The organism is Adhaeribacter sp. (genome assembly GCF_057359045.1).
In genome coordinates, this window is the sequence record NZ_JBMQUD010000003.1 from 25,283 (window position 1) to 43,860 (window position 18,578).

An 18,578-nucleotide genomic window follows, 5' to 3' on the forward strand; every position below is an offset into this window, starting at 1 on the left:
CCCGTTTTAGTTAACGGGTGCTCTGGTTAATATTCTTTTTTACAATGGCCATTGCTAAATCCGTAATTATGGGTAGCACTTTCAGTTCCAAATTAGGGGCGGTATTTTCTACCTCTTCGCGAGCTAATTCGCTGCCGCTTAGCGTATCCCAATAATTAATTGTGTACACACCCGGTCCTAAATCCGGAATGGTAATATTGGTTTGAATAGGGAGATCTGTTGCATCCAGCATACCTTTTTTAACTTTATTTTTCCGCAACAACCAAACTACGGCTTGGGCATCATCGGCGGAAGCAAATATTTCCAGGCCCGGTGCACTTGCTTTTACTTCCTGATTCAAGTTTTTCCGACGGAAAGTAGCCCAGTTAATATATTTCATAAACCGGCTTAAACCTTGTTGCGCACGGCGCATACCCGGCGTAAGCACGTGCGGATGCCGGTTCGGCCAGCGCATTCCGCCACCAGCCCCACCAGAGGCCAGGTGAGCCCACTGCATAAACCGGAAATATTCATCGTCGAAAGGTTCGGGCAAAGTCCGGTGTAAATCTTTAAACGCATGAATAGGCCCGTGCTCACTATCGAAAAATGGCCGGTTAGCCGGTAAATGTTCTAAGGCTTCGCGCACCAAAGCACCGGTACAAATGGCCGGATCAATTGTATTTTTAGGATGATTAATCGTTTTGGCGTCGTAGAAGTGGGTGGTGGCAAAATCGAGTTTTGGATGCCTGAAAATAACGTCGGCTACGGCTGGATGTTCTTGCAACACGGGTCCGAATAAAGAAACCGTTTGCAGATGCGCCCGGCCATACAGCCGCATTTCAACATTACGCACGTGGTCGCTGATTTCGTCAACAAACTGGTAAAAGGTATCTGTGGTATTTTCGGCGTGGGCCGGATGAATCTCGTTCCAGAGGTCCCAGGCAAAAAGGGCTCCGCTCCCGCCCCACCGCTCAGCGGCAAAGGTAAAGCGCGCCTTTATAGCCTGCAGAGTATCCGGGCACAGCAGCCATTGCGATCTTTTCCGGCACGGCCCACCCTGGGCCTGGTTATACGGGTGGTGTTTCCACCGGATCCACATCCAGAAAGTATCATAAGGGGTAAGTAACAAGCGTAAACCATACTTTTCGCAGAGGATAAATAAATCGTCCCAGAGGCGTACCATATTCGGCTGAAATTTACCGGCCGGCCGTTCCAGGTAACGGTTTTCGGTTTGGCAATATTCCAGCATAAACCGTAAACAGGTAACGCCATGCGCAGCCAGGTAGGCTAAATGTGCTTCTACTGCCGCCATATTTTTGCGGCGAAATAATCCGGCAAATTCTGGCCAGGTTACCGCGTCGTTTTGCCCAATAGGTGTCCAGGGATTACCGTCTTCTGTAATAAAATAAGGGGCATGGGGAGCAACCTTAATCCAGGATAAACTAGTTGCTTTTGTTTTTTCTTTTCCGAGTCTGGCGCTTTCCTGACCAACTTCCGGTTCCGATTCTATGTAAAACATTTATTCTGCCTTCTGCAACTTATGCCAACAAACTTAATTATAGGTAATGGCTTTAATTTCTTTCTATTAAGATTAATCAATTATTATAATCAGACTGGTACTAACGGGTAATGGTGCGGTTTTTATCTTTAACCTTAACCGCAACCGCTTCTTCCCAGGCCTGTCCGGTAGCAGACAAATATTCAGAATTATTCCAGGTATGCACCTGGTTCGGGTCTGCTTTATCGGGTTCACAAAGGTAAATTTCGTGGGCTGGCCGGTGCGTAATTTTTAAGCCGCAGGAACCCAGCATACCTTCTATGCAAGCATGGTTGGGTGCCCACCAATTGGTAATATCGCCTGCCAAACGGTGCTGGATAAAAGCCATTACGGGCCAGCCAGGCTCTAGCATTTTATCGCGATCCTGAATGTCTAAATCTTTGGGAACTTCCAGTTTTTCCTCGCCCGGCATGGTTAACGTCTGGAACACCATTAAACGTTTTAACTTTTGGGTAAGAATATCGAGCGAGAGCAAAGGGTAACGCAAATGGTATAACACGCCCATGTACCAGATTAAATCAAACTCCTGATCTAAATGGGCTACATCGTACACCTGCATTTGCCGGAACTCTACTTGTGCTTCTAACTCAAATTGCTTGGCCACCCAGTTAGCCTGGCGTAAATAATGCGGGTCTACGTCTATGCCCAATACTTGCGCGCCGCGTTTGGCCAACTCAATGGTGTAAAAACCGGCATTGCAACCAACATCTAAAACCCGCCAGCCGGTTAAATCAGTCGGAATATACGGTTCTATATCACGCCATTTAAAAGCCGGAAAATCGCCGAAAGCATGGCCGGGAGCGGTTTGGCTACCATCGGGTAAATGAATATTATGGAACCAGGGTCCAAGGGCTTGTATTTCCTGTTGGATAGTTTGCATCCTAATAATTATTTTCTGTAATGTTAAAAAGGCAAACCTTATACCGGTTAGTAAGCTAACAGGTTGGGCTTTGCCTTTAGGTTCAGCATTATTTAATTTACTTTAAGAGCACCCCGCAATTCCCGTAAATATTGGGTTAGTTCCAGGGCGCGATGGGCCGCGGTATGTTGGGCGAGTACTTTTTGCCGGGCTCTTTCAGCAATATTTTTCCGTTCTGTTTCAGATAACTCCTTTAAATACCGGAGAGTATCCTGGGCGGTACGCGCAATTAATATTTCGGTATCGAAAGAGAATAATGTCTCCAGCCCTTCCCAGTAATCGCTGATGATGGGTGTACCGCAAGCGGCCGCCTCAAACAGCCGCACACTAGGCGAGTAGCCGGCTTTAATCATATCGGCCCGGGTAATATTTTGTGTAAAGCGCTGGCGGGTATAAAATGCCCGGTGTTCGGCGGGCGGTAAATGCGGTATATATTGGGTATTGGCGGGCCAGGCAACCGAAGCAGGGTACTGCGGACCGGCCACCACAAATTTACCAACAGGCCAGGCCCGGGCCGCATCGAGCATTAAGCTTTCTAAAGGCGGCTGGCGATCGTCGCTGTAAGTACCCAGGTAGCCTAAATCCCACTGTATCTCCTGTTCTTCGGGATAATACAAATCTGGGTCGAAAGAACAGTAAAGTGGCCGCGCCATGGGCGAGCCAAATTTTTGTTCGAGTAAATCTAAAGTGGGCCCGCCGGTAAACGATAAATACAAATCGTACTGCGGAATTAAACCAGGATGCAAATATTCGTAATCTTCCCGCGCCAATTTGGCCAAGGTTACCGGGGTATCAATATCGTAAAAAGCTTTTACGCCCTGGGCCGTATTTATGACCCACTGCCCTACCGCCACTCCTTCCGGCACATAAGAACCCACTATTACCAAATCGGCGGCCTGCACGTGGTCGGTAAACCGGTGTTTAAGATCGTCTAATGAAGTATACAAGGCGGTGGTGCAATATTCCGGGTTAGGCAAATCACGGTTAGCTGCATACCAGGGCACATCGCGCTCCAGAAATAAAACCCGGTGCCCCAAGGCATTCAGTTCGCGCACCACTCCCCTAAAAGTAGTGGCATGCCCATTTCCCCACGACGATGTAATAGATAAACCCAGGATTACAATATCTAAAGTTTCTCTGGTCATACCAACTCCTCCGCGTTCCGGGCTATTTTGCTGTATAACAATCTCTCTAATTGGTCGGCGCGGTGGCCGTAAGTATGGGCTGCTAATACCTTTTTATAGGCGGCTTGTCCTATTTTCTGGGCTTTTTCGGGCGTTAAATCCGCCAGTATTTGGGCTACTTCCTTGCCGTCGCGGGCCACTAATATTTCAGAACCGGGTTGAAAAAAGTAATCTATGCCTTCCCAATAATCAGTAATTATGCAGGCAGCAGCACCAGCGGCCTCAAATACCCGGGTAGCCGGCGAAAACCCGTAGCGGGCCATACTTTCGCGGCTAATATTTAATACCGCTTTGGGTGTGCAGTTAAAAGCATTGTGCTCCTGGGTATACACGTGCCCGATGTAGGTAATATTCTGGCTCATGGGCTTATCACCCCAGCCGCTGCCGCCAATCATAAATTTCTGGTTTGGCAATTGGGCTGCTACATCCAGGAAAAAATGCTCAACACGCGCTTCGCGGTCGGGCAAGCGGTTACCTAAGAAGGCCAGGTCGCAGGCAAACTTAGTATCGGGCGCTACCGGAAAGTGCGTAGCAGTATCTAAGGCATTGTAGATGGGTACACATTGCCGGGCTCCCAGCGCTGCATAAGCCTGCACCACCGGGTCGCCGCCACCGTAAGTTAAAATTAAATCGTATTGCGGTATATGTTGTCGAAAAGGATCGGCCGGATTATGTTGTACCCGATCGAGGGTGGCCGGTGCATCTACATCCCAGAATACGACCATTCGCTCGGGGGTTTTAAGCTTAAGCACCTCCGCTTCCAGAAGTTCGTCAAAAACGCCTACGCCACTGGCTTTAATAACCAGATCAGCTCCGGTAGCAGCCTCCAGCATCTGAAAAACGGCTTCTTCGGTAGCGGGGTAAACCACTACTTTGGCCCATTCGGGATCAGGAATATCGCGGTGCTGCTGGCGTTCGTAAGCATCTGGTTCATAAAAGGTTACCTGGTGTCCGCGCTCGTGCAATGCCCGCACAATGCCGCGGTAGTAAGTAGCTGCCCCGTTCCAGTACGCCGAAACTAAGCTGGAGCCAAAAAATGCAATATTTAATTTTCTATTTTTCATGAACAATATCTTTGCTGGGGTAAATTTTATTTTTAGCGATGCCTAGTTCGGCACAAATATGCTCAAGTTCGGTTACCCGGTGGGCACAAGTATGGCGCTGTCGGATTACATCTAGGCCATTATCAATTAAAGTCTGGGCACGTGCCGGTTCCTGTAACACGGTTTGCAAATGTTGCTTCATTTCTTCGCCATTGCGGGCCACTAAAAAATCCTGGTCGGGCGTAAATAAATTTTCGGCATCTTCCCAGGGCGCCGAAATTAACGGAATGCCACAACTTAACGCTTCAAAAGGCCGGATAGTGGGTATTCCGGGCAAGGCTTCTACGTACGGACGGCGCGGCACGTGCACGGTTACTTTATATTTGGCAAATTCTTCGGGCGCTTTGTAATTGGGCAACCAGCCACCGTATTCAATACCGGCCGCAGCCAGCGATTTAAGGGCATGTTCGGGATAACGTACGCCGTAAATTTTTGCTTTGAGGCCAAGTTCTTTTACCGGGTTAATTAAAAACTCGTGCAACTCGGCGGTACGTTCTTCGTCGCCCCAGTTGCCTACCCAAATTAAATCGCCTGCCAAAGTGGTGCGCGGGTGCGGGTAAAAAACTGAGGTATCGGCAGCTTCGTGCCAGGTCCAGGCGCACTGCGTCCAGTTTTCTTTTAAATAAATTTGCCGGATAACTTCTCCAAAAGCCAAAACACCGTCGTAGTGACTTAAATCGTACCGCGACATGCTTTCCTTTTCGGTTATGGCACGGTGGTGCGTATCGTGAAAAATTAATTTATATTCCGGATGCGTTAAGTGGTGTTGGCCAATGCGTTTTACCAGTTCGTGTTCGCTCCATTCGTGCACCAATACCAAATCGGCACCCGCCAAAACTTTATCCAGGTTTAAAGAAGCCAGCTGGTAAAAATTGGTTTCGAGGTTGGGATAATATTCTTTTAATTCATCCAGCTTTTCGGGGCCGTAATCGTTAACCAGGTTTTGTAAACTCCAGCCATTCTCCGGTTCAAAAACCTGCACCGTGTGGCCCCGTTGGATGAGTTCCTGCACCACACCTCTTAAGAAATGCGCATTGCCGTGGTTCCAATCCGATAAGAGGGAATGGTAAAACATTACTATTTTCATCGGTATCTAATTCTGATATTTACTTTCGGATTCTTTTTCTGCTAAATCGCCTAAGAGTTGCTGATACACTTTGGTATAGTGGAAAGCAGTTTGTTTAATGCTGTATTGCAAACCTTGTTGCATGGCCCGGAAACCCATTATATTCCGGACAAATTCATCGGCAACTAATTTTTGTAGTGCCTCTTCCAGCGCTTCGGCATCATCGGGGTTTACGTAGGTAGCGGCTGCCCCCCAAATTTCGCGCAGGGCCGGTATATCGCCCACCACCAAGGCACAACCCGACAAAGCCGCTTCCAGTATTGCCAGGCCAAAGGGCTCGTATTTGGCCGGTAAAGCAAAAATTGCCGCCCGGCTGAGCCAATCAATTACCTCGGGCTTAGTTAAAGGGCCCAGAAAAGTAACGTTGGGGAGCAACTGCGTTTCGCCGGTTACCGGATGTCGGGCATCGCCGGCAATATATACCGGCCAGTTTAATGCTGCCGCCGCGTGGGCCAGCAGTTTAATATTTTTAGCCTCGTCCCAAACCCGGCCCATGCTAAATACAAAAGGCTCTTTGGCACGATAATCAAAAGCATCGGTTTTCTGGCCATTGTAAATTACCTGGCTCTTATTAAAAGGCCCGTAAAGTTGCTCAGCTTCTAATAACATGGCAGCCGAAGGCGCTACTACCAAGTCGGCGGCCTGCAAACCATCTGTAACTACCTGCCGGTACCGGGACCAGGAAGCGGGTATTTCTTCGTTCTTAACGGCCTGCCACCAAGATCCCACGCACGAGTGCACCACCATTACCACCGGTTTACCCCAGTTTAAGGGGCCGTGCGCAAAATTATTCAGGTGAATAATATCGGGTTTAAATTCCTGGTTTATGTGCAACAGCCATTCGCCGGCTTTTTCTAAATCTTGCCAGGGGTTATCCATCCATTCGAGTTGGAAGTTGCTTTCGTAGAGGGTTACCGCAGGCAGAGCAGCTATTTGCTCGTGTTGGCTAGAACTTAATTTACGACCCATAGTAGCTAAAGCAACGGCAACGCCGTACGGCTCCAGGGCTTGAATAAGTTCCAGGGCATACGTCCAAACCCCACCTACGGTGTCGGCGGTCATGAGTACCCGGAAAGTAGCGTTATTTTTAGCGGCCATATATTTTATCCAGCACCAAGGCCACTTTTTCGAATTCTTCTGCCTCCGGGTTAAAATTTTCGCCGGCGGCTAAACGGTTGGCCCAAACTACGCCAGCCCTCCCCGACCAATCGTCGGGGGGCGTACACAGAATTTCGGTTTGGGTGCCCCAGAAACGCTGGGCCTCGAAATCATAGAACGAGCCGTTTACATTTTTAAAGGCTACGCCCCCTTGCGTACCATAAAAAGTAGCATTGATAATAGCCTCTTGTCCGGCCGGCAAATTCCAGGAACAGCTTAAAGAAATATGCGTGCCGGTTTCCAAATTAATACTGGCCGTAGCAAAATCTTCTACCACTTCGGCATTATTCCGGATGCGCTGCCCCTTGGCAAACAAGCTGCTGGATACCCGCTCGACGGCCGGAAAATTTAAGCTCCACAAAGCTAAATCCACTAAATGCACACCCAAGTCAATTACACAGCCGCCACCCGACAATTTGGGATCGTAAAACCAAGCTTTATCAGGGCCATATGCATTATGAAAAGTAAGCTCTACCGCATAAATATTACCTAACTCGCCGGATTGCACTACCTGGTAAACAGCTTGCATGGCTTGCGTATACCGGTATGATAAATCTACGCCTAATAATTTATTTGCCTGCCGGGCCGCCGCTACTACCATTTGGGTTTCGGGGTAATTGCGGCCTAAGGGTTTCTGACAGAAAACCGCTTTACCCGCTTTTAAGGCCGTAATGGTTTGCTCGGCGTGCCCGGCGCTGGGCGTTGCAATTACAATACCGTCGGTGGAAGCCGTAAGCATATCGGGGAAAGAACTAACCACTTGGGCTTCGGGCGCTGTAGCCAAAGCGGCTTCGGTATTTTGTGGAACCGGATCGGAAATATACGCCACGGCACCGGCCTTATTTTTGGCAATTACTTCCAGCCGGTTACGGCCAATCCAACCCACCCCTAAAAAGCCTAACTGGGGAATTTTATCTTTTTGTTTTAATTCAGGAATATTTTCAAGTAACTGTTCTTCAGGCATATTGTATTTAATTATAACAGCTCTGGTTTTAACCAATTTACTTCTGTAGCAGAGCCCTTTGGTTGCCCGGCAATAATTTGCTTATTGGCCAGAATCCGTAAAATTTTAATTGCAGATGTCTGCTGCCGCAATCAAATTTTTAATTATTTTTTTGCTCACTTCCTACCCTGGCCAAAAGCATAACCGGCAAATATTTTTAATTTAAATAATTTAAAATTTAATCAGCGCTTTCATAAAGCCATCCGGACGCTCGGCTAAAGTATGAAAAGCATCGGCCATACTTTCTAAAGCAAACGTGTGGGTATAAAGCGGTGTTGGGTCCATGCGGCCGGTTTCAACGGCAGTAATGGCTTCTGCCATACCACTCAGGTAAATTTTCGGGTCACGTTCGTGGGCATTTATTACATCCAGGCCCCGCCAGTTCCAGAGCTGCACATTTACCGAGCGCATGCCATCCTGGTGGAAACCCGCAATAATTAATTTACCTCTTTCGGCGGTTAATTCACCGGCTAAATTTAAAGGCCATTCTTTACCGGTACATTCAATTACCCGTTCGCAAAATTGGTCGTTGGTTAAACTTTTTACCTTCTGAATTATTTGCCAGTGGTCGTCTAGTTTCACTATTTCGTCGGCTCCGGCCGCTTCGGCCATGGCCAACGAAAAATCGCGTTGCGATAAAGCAATCACCCGCGCGCCGGCTTTTTTAGCCAATTGCACCAGTAAAGCGCCTAAAAACCCAATACCCAGAATGGCTACGGTTTGGCCGGCCTGAATATCGGAGCGTTTAAAAATATTGATGGCGCAGCCCAAAGGTTCGCCGGGGAAAGGAATGCCAGCCAAAGAAGCAGGTAATTTTACTACGGCATCCGCTTCCGATAAGTCATACTGGGCATATGCGTTATAAGTAATGGCAGCTACGCGATCGCCCACTGCCACTTCGGTTACATTCGCACCAATGGCATCTACTACGCCCCAGCCCTCATGGCCCGGATTACCGGCCGCTATAGGGTAACTAAACCACTCCCGGCCTTGCCAAACCGGAATATTGGAGGCACACAAACCGCAACCTTCCATTTTAATCCGGACTTGGGTTAAGCTGGGCTCCGGCAGGGGTACTTCTTTTATTTCTACCTGTTGCGGGGCAATAATAACAGCGGCCCGCATGGTTTTAAATATACTTTCTTTTAATTCAGGAATATCGGTTTCTAACGCAAGATTCATTAGGCTAAAGCTACTTTGGTGTTTTCGTTTTCTTCTACAATAGAAAAGTCGGTGGGTAAGGTTACGCCCCGTACTTCGCACAACCACCGGTATAATTTAGATACGCCTTCTTGTACCGAGTGCTTCGGATACCAACCGGTTGCTTTTTTAAATTTACGAATATCCGAAACGTAATAATGCTGGTCGCCGGGACGCCATTTATCAAAATTTAGCGGGATTTTATGGCCCTGAAACTCACCAATCATTTGCAGGAGCTCTAACAAACTGGTGGTATTCTGGGCACCGCCGCCAATATTAAAGGCTTGGCCGCTAATGTCGGGCATGTGTTTTTGGGCGAGTAAAAAAGCATCTACTAAATCTTCCACAAACAATACATCGCGCACTTGCTTGCCATCGCCGTAAATACTGATAGCTTTGTTTTCGATGGCCCGAATGGCAAAATGAGCCACCCAGCCCTGGTCTTCGTTGCCGTACTGGTGCGGACCGTAAATACAGCTCATCCGGAAAACCACTGCCGGTAAATGATAGGTGCGGGCGTAATCAATTACGTACTGGTCGGCAGCGCCTTTAGAACAACCGTAAGGGCTATGAAAATCTAAGGGGCGGTCTTCGCCAATACCGTTTAAAAGAATATTTTTATCGGAAGGATTATACCGCGAACCGTTAGAAATAAATTGTAAATCTTCGAGGCCGCCGTATACTTTGTTTGTAGAGGTAAATACCAGCGGCGGCGGCGTTTTCTGCGCCCGAATGGCTTCTAATAAATTTAAGGTGCCGCGGGCATTTATTTCAAAATCGTTGATAGGCTTATCGAGTGAGGTAGTAACCGCTACCTGTGCCGCAAAATGAAAAACCTGGTCGGCTCCCTGTACTACTTTTTTTACGGTAGCTAAATCGCGGATATCGCCTACGCAAACCGCCAGCCCGTTAGGGTAATTATCGTACAGCCATTGTAAGTTATGTTCTACGCCGGTGCGCGATAAATTATCCAGAATTAATACTTTGCGGCCTTCTTCGAGTAAGCGTTTGGCTAAATTGGTACCCACAAAACCAGCTCCACCGGTAATGAGGCTATATTTTTCTGCAGTATGATAAGTAGTTTTGTGTTGCAGGCAAGTCAGTGCGTTTAGTCCCGCCAATCCGTTTTCGGCCCACAACCGGTATAATAACTTAGGTCTGCCATCGGCCTGTTTTAAACCAGAATATTCCAACTGGCCGACAACGTAGGTATCTTCCGCTGTTACATCTTCCAATTCACTATCCTGTAAGCCGCACCAATATACTTTAGCCACCTGGGCGTTCAGCAGAACCCGAAACGCAGCTAGTTGCTGAAACTCATCGGGCTGCCACCCAGTAAGACCAGCTTCGGTAATCCAGATATCGGCGGAACTGTGGTATTTCTTTAGTGCTGCCTGCGTTTGGGTAATAGTATTTTCCCAATTCATTTTTCCGGAAGCAGATACGGTGGCTAAGCCTATTGCATTTATTTGGTTAAGTACACCGTTATTATAAATATTCTGCAGTAAAACCGGGCTGGTATTTCCCAAAACAACTTTTTTGCCGTGCGTTTGGGCAACACCCAGTGCTGACACCAGCAACTCTGCCAGATCCGGTTGTTGGTTATCCGGAATACTTTGGTTTAAAGAATCGGCCGATAATTCTATCCAGGAAAAATGGGTGCCCAGATCAGAAATGAAATTATTTAATACATCGGGCAAATTCTTAATACTTATCTGTGTGGGGGCAGCAGTAAACGGGTATTTAAAACAAGGCAACAGGTTAACAGCTTGGGCCAATTGGGGTACCAACCAGGCGTACCAGTCTTTTCCTTGCGGGGTAGCATAGTCGGGCCAGGAAATTTCTAACCGCAAATCTTTTACCTTTAACTTGGCCAGGTCGGTAAGTACTTCTTCTACCCGATCTTTATCGCCGGGCCGAAAAGATGCGGCCAGTCCCAGCACCGGCAAACTCCTATTTACAGTAGTTAATTTTTTATTTTTAATCTCTGCCATGGATTTTATTTCTTATATTCTACAGGCGTTTATACATTATACCGTCAGGCCGCGGGCAGCTAATTCTGCACTGGCTTCGTTTACCCGGTCGTGGGCAATCTGGCCTTCAAGCCACTCGGCAAGCTCTAGTAAACCACTGTTAAAATCTACCTGCGGATAAAAACCGAGTATTTGCTGGGCCAGCGAAATATCGGCGTAACAATGCCGAATATCGCCCACGCGGTATTTGCCGGTAATCTGAGGCTTTAAATGGCTTTTATTTACCACGTGCGCCAACCTTTCGGCTATTTCGGTTATGGTGTAATTATTACCGCTGCCAACATTAAATACCTGACCATCAGCTTCGGGGGTTTCCAAGGCTAGGCGGCAAGCCAATGCTACATCGCGCACATGTACAAAATCGCGTTGCTGGTTACCATCTTCAAAGATCATTGGCGGATTATCATTCAGGAACCGGGAAGCAAAAATAGCTAAAACGCCGGTATACGGATTAGATAAGGCCTGGCGCGTACCATAAACGTTAAAAAAACGCATGGCTACAGTTGGTATGTTATATGCCCGGCCCACAATCAGGCTCATGCGTTCCTGGTCGTATTTAGACAAAGCATAAACCGAAGATAAGCAAGGCGTTTTACTTTCGGGGGTTGGTATCGGCTGCAATTCCGTTTCCGCACTGTCTAATACTTCCCATTTACCAGCTTTTAATTGCTCCAGCGGCCGTTCGCCGGCAATAACCATTTTGCCGGCGGCATTCTGGTACATGCCTTCGCCGTAAATACTCATGCTGGATGCCACCACTAGTTTCTGTACCGGATTTTTAGCTAAAGCTTCTAACAGAACGGCGGTACCGGTATTATTTACATCAGTATATTCTTTTATTTCGTACATGCTTTGCCCTACGCCTACCATCGCTGCCAGGTGAAAAACCGCATCTACCCCTTCTAATGCTTGCTCCACCATTTTTTTATCGCGCACATCCCCAACCAGCAGTTCTACTGCCGGGTTTAAATATTCCGGACGTTCGCAGTTTTTGCCGTGCACCTGCTCCGATAAATTATCGAGGGCCCGCACTTCGTAACCAAAATTGAGTAATTCATCGGCCAGGTGTGAGCCAATAAAACCCGCACCACCGGTAATTAATACTTTCTTCTTCATCTCTTTTTCTGATAGGACTTGGTGTTAATATGGGTATAAGCTTAGTCGCAATTCATAATTAATTAGTACTACTAACAGGTTAAAGGCAGCAACAATTTTTAAAGGCTGAACCAACCTGGCAAAGAAAAAACATTCTCATTCCGGATTCCCGGAGAATTGAGCCCTTAAACCAGCTTAAGCTCAGTTACTGTTTACAGGCACCAATATTCTGTTTCAAAATCAATGGAAGTACTTTTGGTTTTAAGTTTAACGGGGTACCTGGCCACTCCGGTCGAGTAACAAAATACCCATTGGGGTTAGAAACCTACTGACAGATGATAGAAATAAAGCCATAAGCCGCAGCACCTGTACACCAAATTCCCTTTCTACAGGGCAGTACTCCGTTTGCTTTACGAACTTGTAAGAAAAAAATCTGGCCAGAGGCGGTAGGTGGTTAACAATATTCTTGAATACTGGCTTAGTTTTTACCAACTGCTTACGTAATTTGGCGAAGATTATTCCTGCATCGTAAAAATTTACGGTTATCAAAGTTTTACTACCCGTAATATTTCTTCTCTCAACCAACAATTTTAATAGTCATATAGCTATATTCCGGAATTAACAATCTAAAACGTAATTTGAAAAAGGGGGTTATAGAAGAAGAAGCTAAAGTATTAATATATTAATATAATATTATATAAATAAAATCCAGTATCCTATTCTTTAAACTTTTGAATGATAAACATTTATAGAAAAAAATTTAACTTTAGCTATATTCCTTTTAATAATAGCCAGCCATCTATATAAGTATTAATTCCCCTATAAATAAGTATTTCTACGGGAAACTTTGCTTTTAAAAGCCATTCGGACACTAGTTCTTAGCGCTGGTAAAAGCATCAATTACGGGCAATAATTACCTAGCAAACACGATTAACCGGCCAAATTCTATACTATAAAAATTAAAAAGAATATCTATTATATAGGTAACAACTTTCAGGGAGTAAGGCTAATCTTTAGCGCTTTCAAAGAGCAATAAACGAACGCAATTTATTTAATGAGCCTATTAATATTTAACTTTTGGAAAATAAATATGGATTAAATTCCTTTTTGGAGCTACTTAAAAGATTAGAAAATACAAAGACCTGATAAATGATTAAGATTGGCTAAGTAAGTAAGCAATTTTAATCATAAATTAAAATTTCCAAGCTATTTAGTGTTTTGGAAAGTGCATGAACGCTTGCCCTTGCCACGTGTTTTCATCGGCAAGTAGTCTGGCAAAAGCTAAATAATTGGCGCCGATAACAGCACCAAAGGCAATGGTTACTACAATTTAACAAAACACGAAACAAGTTCAGAGATTTATAATTATTTGCCCAACTAAATAGGTATAATACTTTCGCCTAGTTACTGAAAACCAATTAGGTTAAACTAAAATATTAGCTTAATTAAATTTTAAACTAAGTAGATTAAAGGCAGAAGCAATTATTTATTTGATTGGGCAGGGGAATTTAGCCTTTTCGGCTGAAGCGAAAGGAAAAATAAAAATATTTATTTAGACCGATAAAGGTAAGCTAAATCCATTAGGAAAATTTTTTACCCTGGTATTCAGCCACTTGTTTATCGGTAATAACTTCATAAGTAACTTCGGGTGCGCCTCCGCCCAGCGGATGAAAATGCTTAACCCGTTTAATATACTCACCAGCCGGTGTTTTATAAATGATATAAATTTTGTCGTAGCTATCCGATTCGCTGCCAGTAGCGATTATTTCACAAAGCCGAATGTTATATTTTTGGCTATTTGATGCCGTAATCAGGTAGTCTTTTTGATTCATTCGCAATTATACTTGAATAGGGAAACCAAATATAACTCACGCACTGATTAAGATGCAACCCTACGCTGCAAATTAAATATGGTTACGGCAACTAAGAAAAATTTAACAAAAACTTAATTTCACCAGAAAATATATAACTAAAAAGCCGTTTTTACCATTTTAAACGCTATTGGCCTTTAAATTATTCTAATTCACTAAAACTTGAATTCCTTTAATTTCGAGGCTTAGTTTTTCAATTTCTTCTAGGCGGCCATTTACGTACCGGATGTCGTTGTCGGTGAAATATTTGGTTTTAACCAACCGGTTCTCCGGATCGATAGTGGCTATGCTGCAAGCTTCCGCTTCAGAAATACCATCTAATTTACACAGGTAGTTGTAAATATACTCCCGCAGTTTTAAAACCTGGAGTTGTTTATGCGTGGCAGTTAATTGGTTTCTAAAAGGAGTGGCTTGGTTCGTGAGCATAGCAAAATTAAGTTGAAGTTTAGAAATAGACTACATGGTCAGAAAATACAGCATTACGGAAACTGGCTAAAAAAAGTAATATAATAAAGAAAAATTTAAAAGTAAATAATACAGGCAATATATATTACCTGATACTCAATATTTAAGGATTTAATAATTGAGAGTTTTATAAAGAGAGCCTGTTGTTAAAGAAGCAGAAAAAACCCTGGCACTAGAAGCACCAGGGTTTGGACCTTTGTTTTCATAAATTCTACAGTAATCGGCTTTTAAAGAATTTAAAACGCGACTACTACCTGGTTCTAGAGTTTGGCGGTAATGCCTAAGCGTAACGCCGAAACTCCGTATCCAACTTCGCCAAAGGCACCAATTTTATCGGAAAAATAGTAGCGGGTACCCACATGCGCGCCCAGGAAAACACCCGATGAGTAAGGGCTGTGGTAATTCTCGATACCAGTGTTATCTTTATAAGAAGCTGTTCTTACCCCTAAGGTCAGGCCGGCATACGGGTCAAATTTATCTTCGGCCAAACCTAGTTCTTTTAATAAATCGCCTAAATGGTAAGAGGCGCGCCCCCCGAAATACAGAAAGGTATAGTTCCATTTGTAACCGCCATAACTGCGGCCATAACGGGCAAAATCGAAAAAGCCTCCTACCGCAATATTGTTTTTAATGCCCACCTCTACCGAAGCACCAATGGGAATGCCCCCGGCCGTATAGGCGCCTAGCCCAATACCGGCGTTAACATTAATACTCCGGTCAGATATATCCTGGGCTTGCGAAGGCAGAACGGCAAAAAACATTAAAATGGCGGTACAGATTAAAGTAAATTTTTTCATAGTGTTTTAGTTTTAGTGTTTGGTTCAGAATTTCTAATTTAACATAATAATTGAAATAAAATAATTAATGGCGTTTAATATGGGGTTAGGGTTTGGTTTAAGGTTTAACGAATAATGCTAATTAAAATTTATAAGTGCTTTAGGACTTCGCTTTAATGGGTTAAATAAGGTCTTAAATAATCTTTTCTGGAGCTGGTTTAAATAATTTATTTCTTTTGTTGATGTAAAAATAATGCGTACTAAACCGGATATAAAATTTTTCTGGCTGAATACCCGATATTGAATCCTGAAACCAATATTTAAAGTCCTGAAACCCAATCTTCGGACTTATTCCTCTTTTGTTTGCCTGAATATTCGTGCACACATTTACCATTAGCGCAGGCCCGCCAGGTTATACCACCAGGTAAATGCAGGCAAATGACGTATGAAGATGATTTAAATAAATTATAAGAAAAGGTGCCGTTTAGCGGAATTTTTCGCGTTGGGCCAAATATAGGCCCAGAATAACGAGCAAAGTACCGGCCACGGTAAACAGCGTTATGGGTTCATCGAGCAAGGCCCAGGCGTAAAAGAAACCAAATATGGGGCATAAAAATAACCACAAGGAAGCTCGAACGGCATCTTGGGCAACCAGGTAAAACCAAACCTGTAATGAAACAATCGATACCGGTAAAACCAACCAGGCTACCGAATACCAGAAAGTAGAATCGAAATGGCTGTTAGAAATATTAGCAGTAAGTAAAGTAAAAGGGAGTAAGCATAAGCCGCCCAGAAAAACCTGCCACCCGTTTATTACCACACTGGGTAATTGCCAATGCACCCGGGCGTAATAAACCGTTGCCACCGAAACCGACAACATGCCTACCAATAAAATAAGTAGACCAGTTACCGTGGCATAACTATTTTGTAACAACGGGTAAGTAGCCAATCCTACGCCGGTTAGTCCTAAAATTAAGCCCCCTACCTCGTACCAACGCAAAGGCCGCCGCAACCAAACGGCCGAAAACAAAGTGATAAACAGCGGATTGGTGGCTACTGCTAAGCTGCCAATACCTGCCGATACTTGTTTTAAAGCCAACACATAAGACCCTAAATAGATTGTGGTATTTAGCAAAGCAAATACTAATAAGTGCCGCCATTCTATGCCTCGGGGCAACCTGTTTTTACCGGCCTGCCAACCGTAAGCATAGGCCAGCATCAGGCCGCTGGCAATAAAAAAACGGGTATTCGCTAGTACCAACGGGTCGGCTACCTGCACACCAAACTTAGTAGCGGCACTTGCCGAAGCCCACAACATTGCGAAAAGGATACCCGGCAAAATCTGGCGCATGGTAACTGCTAAAAAGAAAATTTATGCTTCTGGGGCGCAAAGTTACCCAACGCCATCGGAAATCAAAGCATACTTGTTTTATCCAGTATTCTTAAAATTTAATTTAGTACCCAAATGAACCAATTAATCAGTTTTAGAAGAAGCTAGCTTCTAAAACGGATAAATATTTAAAACAAATACAGAAAACTTATATCATTGCTCCAGAGATAGTTTATACCTTATAAATTGCTTCTTTAGCAGATTTTGGCGGTTCAATAGCTAGCAAATGCGTTTTTTGTAGATGCGCTTTTACCCAATTCCGGAAGGGAAATTGCCGGAGCAACTGATTTTCATAGGCGTTTTCTTCCAGTTCAGCAAGGGCATCGGCGTAGTATCTTAAGGCCTTCATTTTATTAGCGGTACTTACCCATCTTTTTAAGAACTGCAGGGTTATCTTTTCGAGATTAAATAATTTACTACCGGTTCTTAGTTTGCGTTCCACCGATTTGATTTCGTAATGCAGGTAATCTTCGTTTTGCAGTTCCAGGTGAATGAGCAAATGTAGCAAGCGGCCTAAAACATACAATTGCGACGAAATAAAGCCGCCGGAACTATTTAAAATAACATTAACCAGTTGCAGCGATTTAGGAAAATCCTGAACACTAAAATAAACAACCGCCAGCCGGAAATACATAGTAGCCAAAGCATTGGGCGGTAGCATGGTTTTTTTAGCCAGAAATATTCCTTCGTACTCCTGGGCCAAAGCCAATGCCGCTTTATTATCGGCCTGTCCGGTTAAAAAGCCAATGCGATGAAAATATACCAGGTGCTGTTTTAGCAAGGACAAACTATCGGCGTGCGGTTGTACTTGCTCTAGTTGCTGCATAAAATAAGGCATACCGGTATAACTTTGCTTTAAGTATAAATCGGTTAAAATGCCGTGGAGCAAATAAATATAATAAACCGGCGAATCATGCCAAAGCGTTTTATTTTCCTGGAAAAGCGTGTCTAACTCTTTAAATATTTGCAGGCTCTGCTCCGGGCTGCCGGTCATCAGAAAGTAAGTAGACTGAAAATGCAAATGCATTTTTTTTGATTCGAAGGAATTATATTTTCTAGTGGCGTTAACCTGAAACTCTTCCAGCAGTAAGTCATTTAACCGGGCATTTTCGGTTTCGCTACGCACAGAGCCTTGCTTGTAATACCGGTAAATCAATATCTCGTAAAGCGAGGCATGGCGGTTAATAAATAATTCGTGGTAAAGCAGGTCGTTAATTTTTTCCTGTTTTTGCAGTAAAGCAGCTTCGTCGGTCTCCGGAAACTCCAGATTAGTGAGGTATTGTAATTCCAGGCGGGCAAACAACAGATAGTAGCTAAACTTTTCGTGGCGCAAAGCCAATTTCTTTGCCTTTTCTATCTCAGAAAAACAGCGATCAAATATTCCTTTATTAAATAAGATCTTTACATCGCCTAATAAATTTATTAGTCTGTTCTCCACCGATTTATCGGCTTCGAAATTGCGCAAACTGCGCATGAGCATCTTATATAAATGCTTACAGGCGGGCTCCAAAACAGCAGCTGGGAAAACTTTCTTTAACCTGCTCTTTACCACTTGGTCTGGCATATTGCCTTTTTCAATCATATCGTACAAATCGCCATAAATTTTATCGCCGGGCTGCCAGGGGTAACACCATTTAAAATAACGTTTCTCCGATTTAGATAAAGATTTTATTAAGGTGGTAAGGTGGTGGAAAGTAGCCATAGAAATGTCGGAATGC

General features: G+C 44.5%; 15 protein-coding genes. All 15 read right to left on the reverse strand.

From position 1 onward, the window contains the following. Positions 1 to 10: 10 nt before the first annotated feature. On the reverse strand, positions 11 to 1,498 hold the full coding sequence (locus tag ACO1R6_RS00475; protein ID WP_486261371.1) for a glycoside hydrolase 5 family protein: 1,488 nt from the start codon (positions 1,496 to 1,498) through the stop codon (positions 11 to 13). A 100-nt stretch (positions 1,499 to 1,598) separates the two neighbouring features. Then, positions 1,599 to 2,417: a TIGR04290 family methyltransferase gene (locus tag ACO1R6_RS00480; protein ID WP_486261373.1), complete on the reverse strand. Its 819-nt coding sequence runs from the start codon at positions 2,415 to 2,417 to the stop codon at positions 1,599 to 1,601. A 92-nt stretch (positions 2,418 to 2,509) separates the two neighbouring features. Continuing rightward, on the reverse strand, positions 2,510 to 3,601 hold the full coding sequence (locus ACO1R6_RS00485; protein WP_486261375.1) for a CgeB family protein: 1,092 nt from the start codon (positions 3,599 to 3,601) through the stop codon (positions 2,510 to 2,512). Next, positions 3,598 to 4,704, reverse strand: a complete 1,107-nt coding sequence (locus ACO1R6_RS00490) for a CgeB family protein (protein ID WP_486261377.1) — start codon at positions 4,702 to 4,704, stop codon at positions 3,598 to 3,600. Before ACO1R6_RS00490 ends, ACO1R6_RS00485 begins: the two co-directional genes overlap by 4 nt. Then, positions 4,694 to 5,830, reverse strand: coding sequence for a CgeB family protein (locus ACO1R6_RS00495; RefSeq protein ID WP_486261379.1), 1,137 nt, complete (start codon positions 5,828 to 5,830; stop codon positions 4,694 to 4,696). The genes ACO1R6_RS00490 and ACO1R6_RS00495 overlap by 11 nt, the downstream gene beginning before the upstream one ends. Positions 5,831 to 5,836: 6 nt before the next feature. Continuing rightward, positions 5,837 to 6,967, reverse strand: a complete 1,131-nt coding sequence (locus ACO1R6_RS00500; protein WP_486261381.1) for a glycosyltransferase family 4 protein — start codon at positions 6,965 to 6,967, stop codon at positions 5,837 to 5,839. Beyond that, positions 6,957 to 7,991, reverse strand: coding sequence for a Gfo/Idh/MocA family protein (locus tag ACO1R6_RS00505; RefSeq protein ID WP_486261383.1), 1,035 nt, complete (start codon positions 7,989 to 7,991; stop codon positions 6,957 to 6,959). Before ACO1R6_RS00505 ends, ACO1R6_RS00500 begins: the two co-directional genes overlap by 11 nt. Positions 7,992 to 8,201: 210 nt before the next feature. Then, complete coding sequence (locus ACO1R6_RS00510; protein WP_486261385.1) at positions 8,202 to 9,212, reverse strand: MDR/zinc-dependent alcohol dehydrogenase-like family protein; 1,011 nt, start codon at positions 9,210 to 9,212, stop codon at positions 8,202 to 8,204. After that, the gene (locus tag ACO1R6_RS00515; RefSeq protein ID WP_486261387.1) at positions 9,212 to 11,224 is read right to left on the reverse strand and encodes a GDP-mannose 4,6-dehydratase; all 2,013 of its coding nucleotides are present in this window, start codon (positions 11,222 to 11,224) and stop codon (positions 9,212 to 9,214) included. The genes ACO1R6_RS00510 and ACO1R6_RS00515 overlap by 1 nt, the downstream gene beginning before the upstream one ends. A 36-nt stretch (positions 11,225 to 11,260) precedes the next feature. Then, entirely contained in the window at positions 11,261 to 12,379 is a 1,119-nt protein-coding gene (locus tag ACO1R6_RS00520; RefSeq protein ID WP_486261389.1) for an SDR family NAD(P)-dependent oxidoreductase, read from the reverse strand. Between the two features lie 1,559 nt (positions 12,380 to 13,938). Continuing rightward, a complete protein-coding gene (locus tag ACO1R6_RS00525) occupies positions 13,939 to 14,190 on the reverse strand; it encodes a hypothetical protein (protein WP_486261391.1) in 252 nt (83 codons plus the stop codon). 186 nt (positions 14,191 to 14,376) lie between these two features. Next, positions 14,377 to 14,655 (reverse strand): hypothetical protein, encoded by a 279-nt coding sequence (locus ACO1R6_RS00530; RefSeq protein WP_486261393.1) that lies wholly within the window; start codon positions 14,653 to 14,655, stop codon positions 14,377 to 14,379. 299 nt (positions 14,656 to 14,954) lie between these two features. Beyond that, on the reverse strand, positions 14,955 to 15,491 hold the full coding sequence (locus tag ACO1R6_RS00535; RefSeq protein ID WP_486261395.1) for a hypothetical protein: 537 nt from the start codon (positions 15,489 to 15,491) through the stop codon (positions 14,955 to 14,957). Positions 15,492 to 15,954: 463 nt separating this feature from the next. Then, positions 15,955 to 16,821, reverse strand: coding sequence for a DMT family transporter (locus ACO1R6_RS00540; RefSeq protein ID WP_486261397.1), 867 nt, complete (start codon positions 16,819 to 16,821; stop codon positions 15,955 to 15,957). 211 nt (positions 16,822 to 17,032) lie between these two features. Then, positions 17,033 to 18,562, reverse strand: coding sequence for a hypothetical protein (locus tag ACO1R6_RS00545; RefSeq protein ID WP_486261399.1), 1,530 nt, complete (start codon positions 18,560 to 18,562; stop codon positions 17,033 to 17,035). Positions 18,563 to 18,578 lie beyond the last annotated feature (16 nt).

Bases quoted from the DNA above. Each gene is read 5' to 3' on its own strand.
- ACO1R6_RS00475 (WP_486261371.1), bottom strand. From the start codon at position 1,498: ATGTTTTACATAGAATCGGAACCGGAAGTTGGTCAGGAAAGCGCCAGA.
- ACO1R6_RS00480 (WP_486261373.1), bottom strand. From the start codon at position 2,417: ATGCAAACTATCCAACAGGAAATACAAGCCCTTGGACCCTGGTTCCAT.
- ACO1R6_RS00485 (WP_486261375.1), bottom strand. From the start codon at position 3,601: ATGACCAGAGAAACTTTAGATATTGTAATCCTGGGTTTATCTATTACA.
- ACO1R6_RS00490 (WP_486261377.1), bottom strand. From the start codon at position 4,704: ATGAAAAATAGAAAATTAAATATTGCATTTTTTGGCTCCAGCTTAGTT.
- ACO1R6_RS00495 (WP_486261379.1), bottom strand. From the start codon at position 5,830: ATGAAAATAGTAATGTTTTACCATTCCCTCTTATCGGATTGGAACCAC.
- ACO1R6_RS00500 (WP_486261381.1), bottom strand. From the start codon at position 6,967: ATGGCCGCTAAAAATAACGCTACTTTCCGGGTACTCATGACCGCCGAC.
- ACO1R6_RS00505 (WP_486261383.1), bottom strand. From the start codon at position 7,991: ATGCCTGAAGAACAGTTACTTGAAAATATTCCTGAATTAAAACAAAAA.
- ACO1R6_RS00510 (WP_486261385.1), bottom strand. From the start codon at position 9,212: ATGAATCTTGCGTTAGAAACCGATATTCCTGAATTAAAAGAAAGTATA.
- ACO1R6_RS00515 (WP_486261387.1), bottom strand. From the start codon at position 11,224: ATGGCAGAGATTAAAAATAAAAAATTAACTACTGTAAATAGGAGTTTG.
- ACO1R6_RS00520 (WP_486261389.1), bottom strand. From the start codon at position 12,379: ATGAAGAAGAAAGTATTAATTACCGGTGGTGCGGGTTTTATTGGCTCA.
- ACO1R6_RS00525 (WP_486261391.1), bottom strand. From the start codon at position 14,190: ATGAATCAAAAAGACTACCTGATTACGGCATCAAATAGCCAAAAATAT.
- ACO1R6_RS00530 (WP_486261393.1), bottom strand. From the start codon at position 14,655: ATGCTCACGAACCAAGCCACTCCTTTTAGAAACCAATTAACTGCCACG.
- ACO1R6_RS00535 (WP_486261395.1), bottom strand. From the start codon at position 15,491: ATGAAAAAATTTACTTTAATCTGTACCGCCATTTTAATGTTTTTTGCC.
- ACO1R6_RS00540 (WP_486261397.1), bottom strand. From the start codon at position 16,821: ATGCGCCAGATTTTGCCGGGTATCCTTTTCGCAATGTTGTGGGCTTCG.
- ACO1R6_RS00545 (WP_486261399.1), bottom strand. From the start codon at position 18,562: ATGGCTACTTTCCACCACCTTACCACCTTAATAAAATCTTTATCTAAA.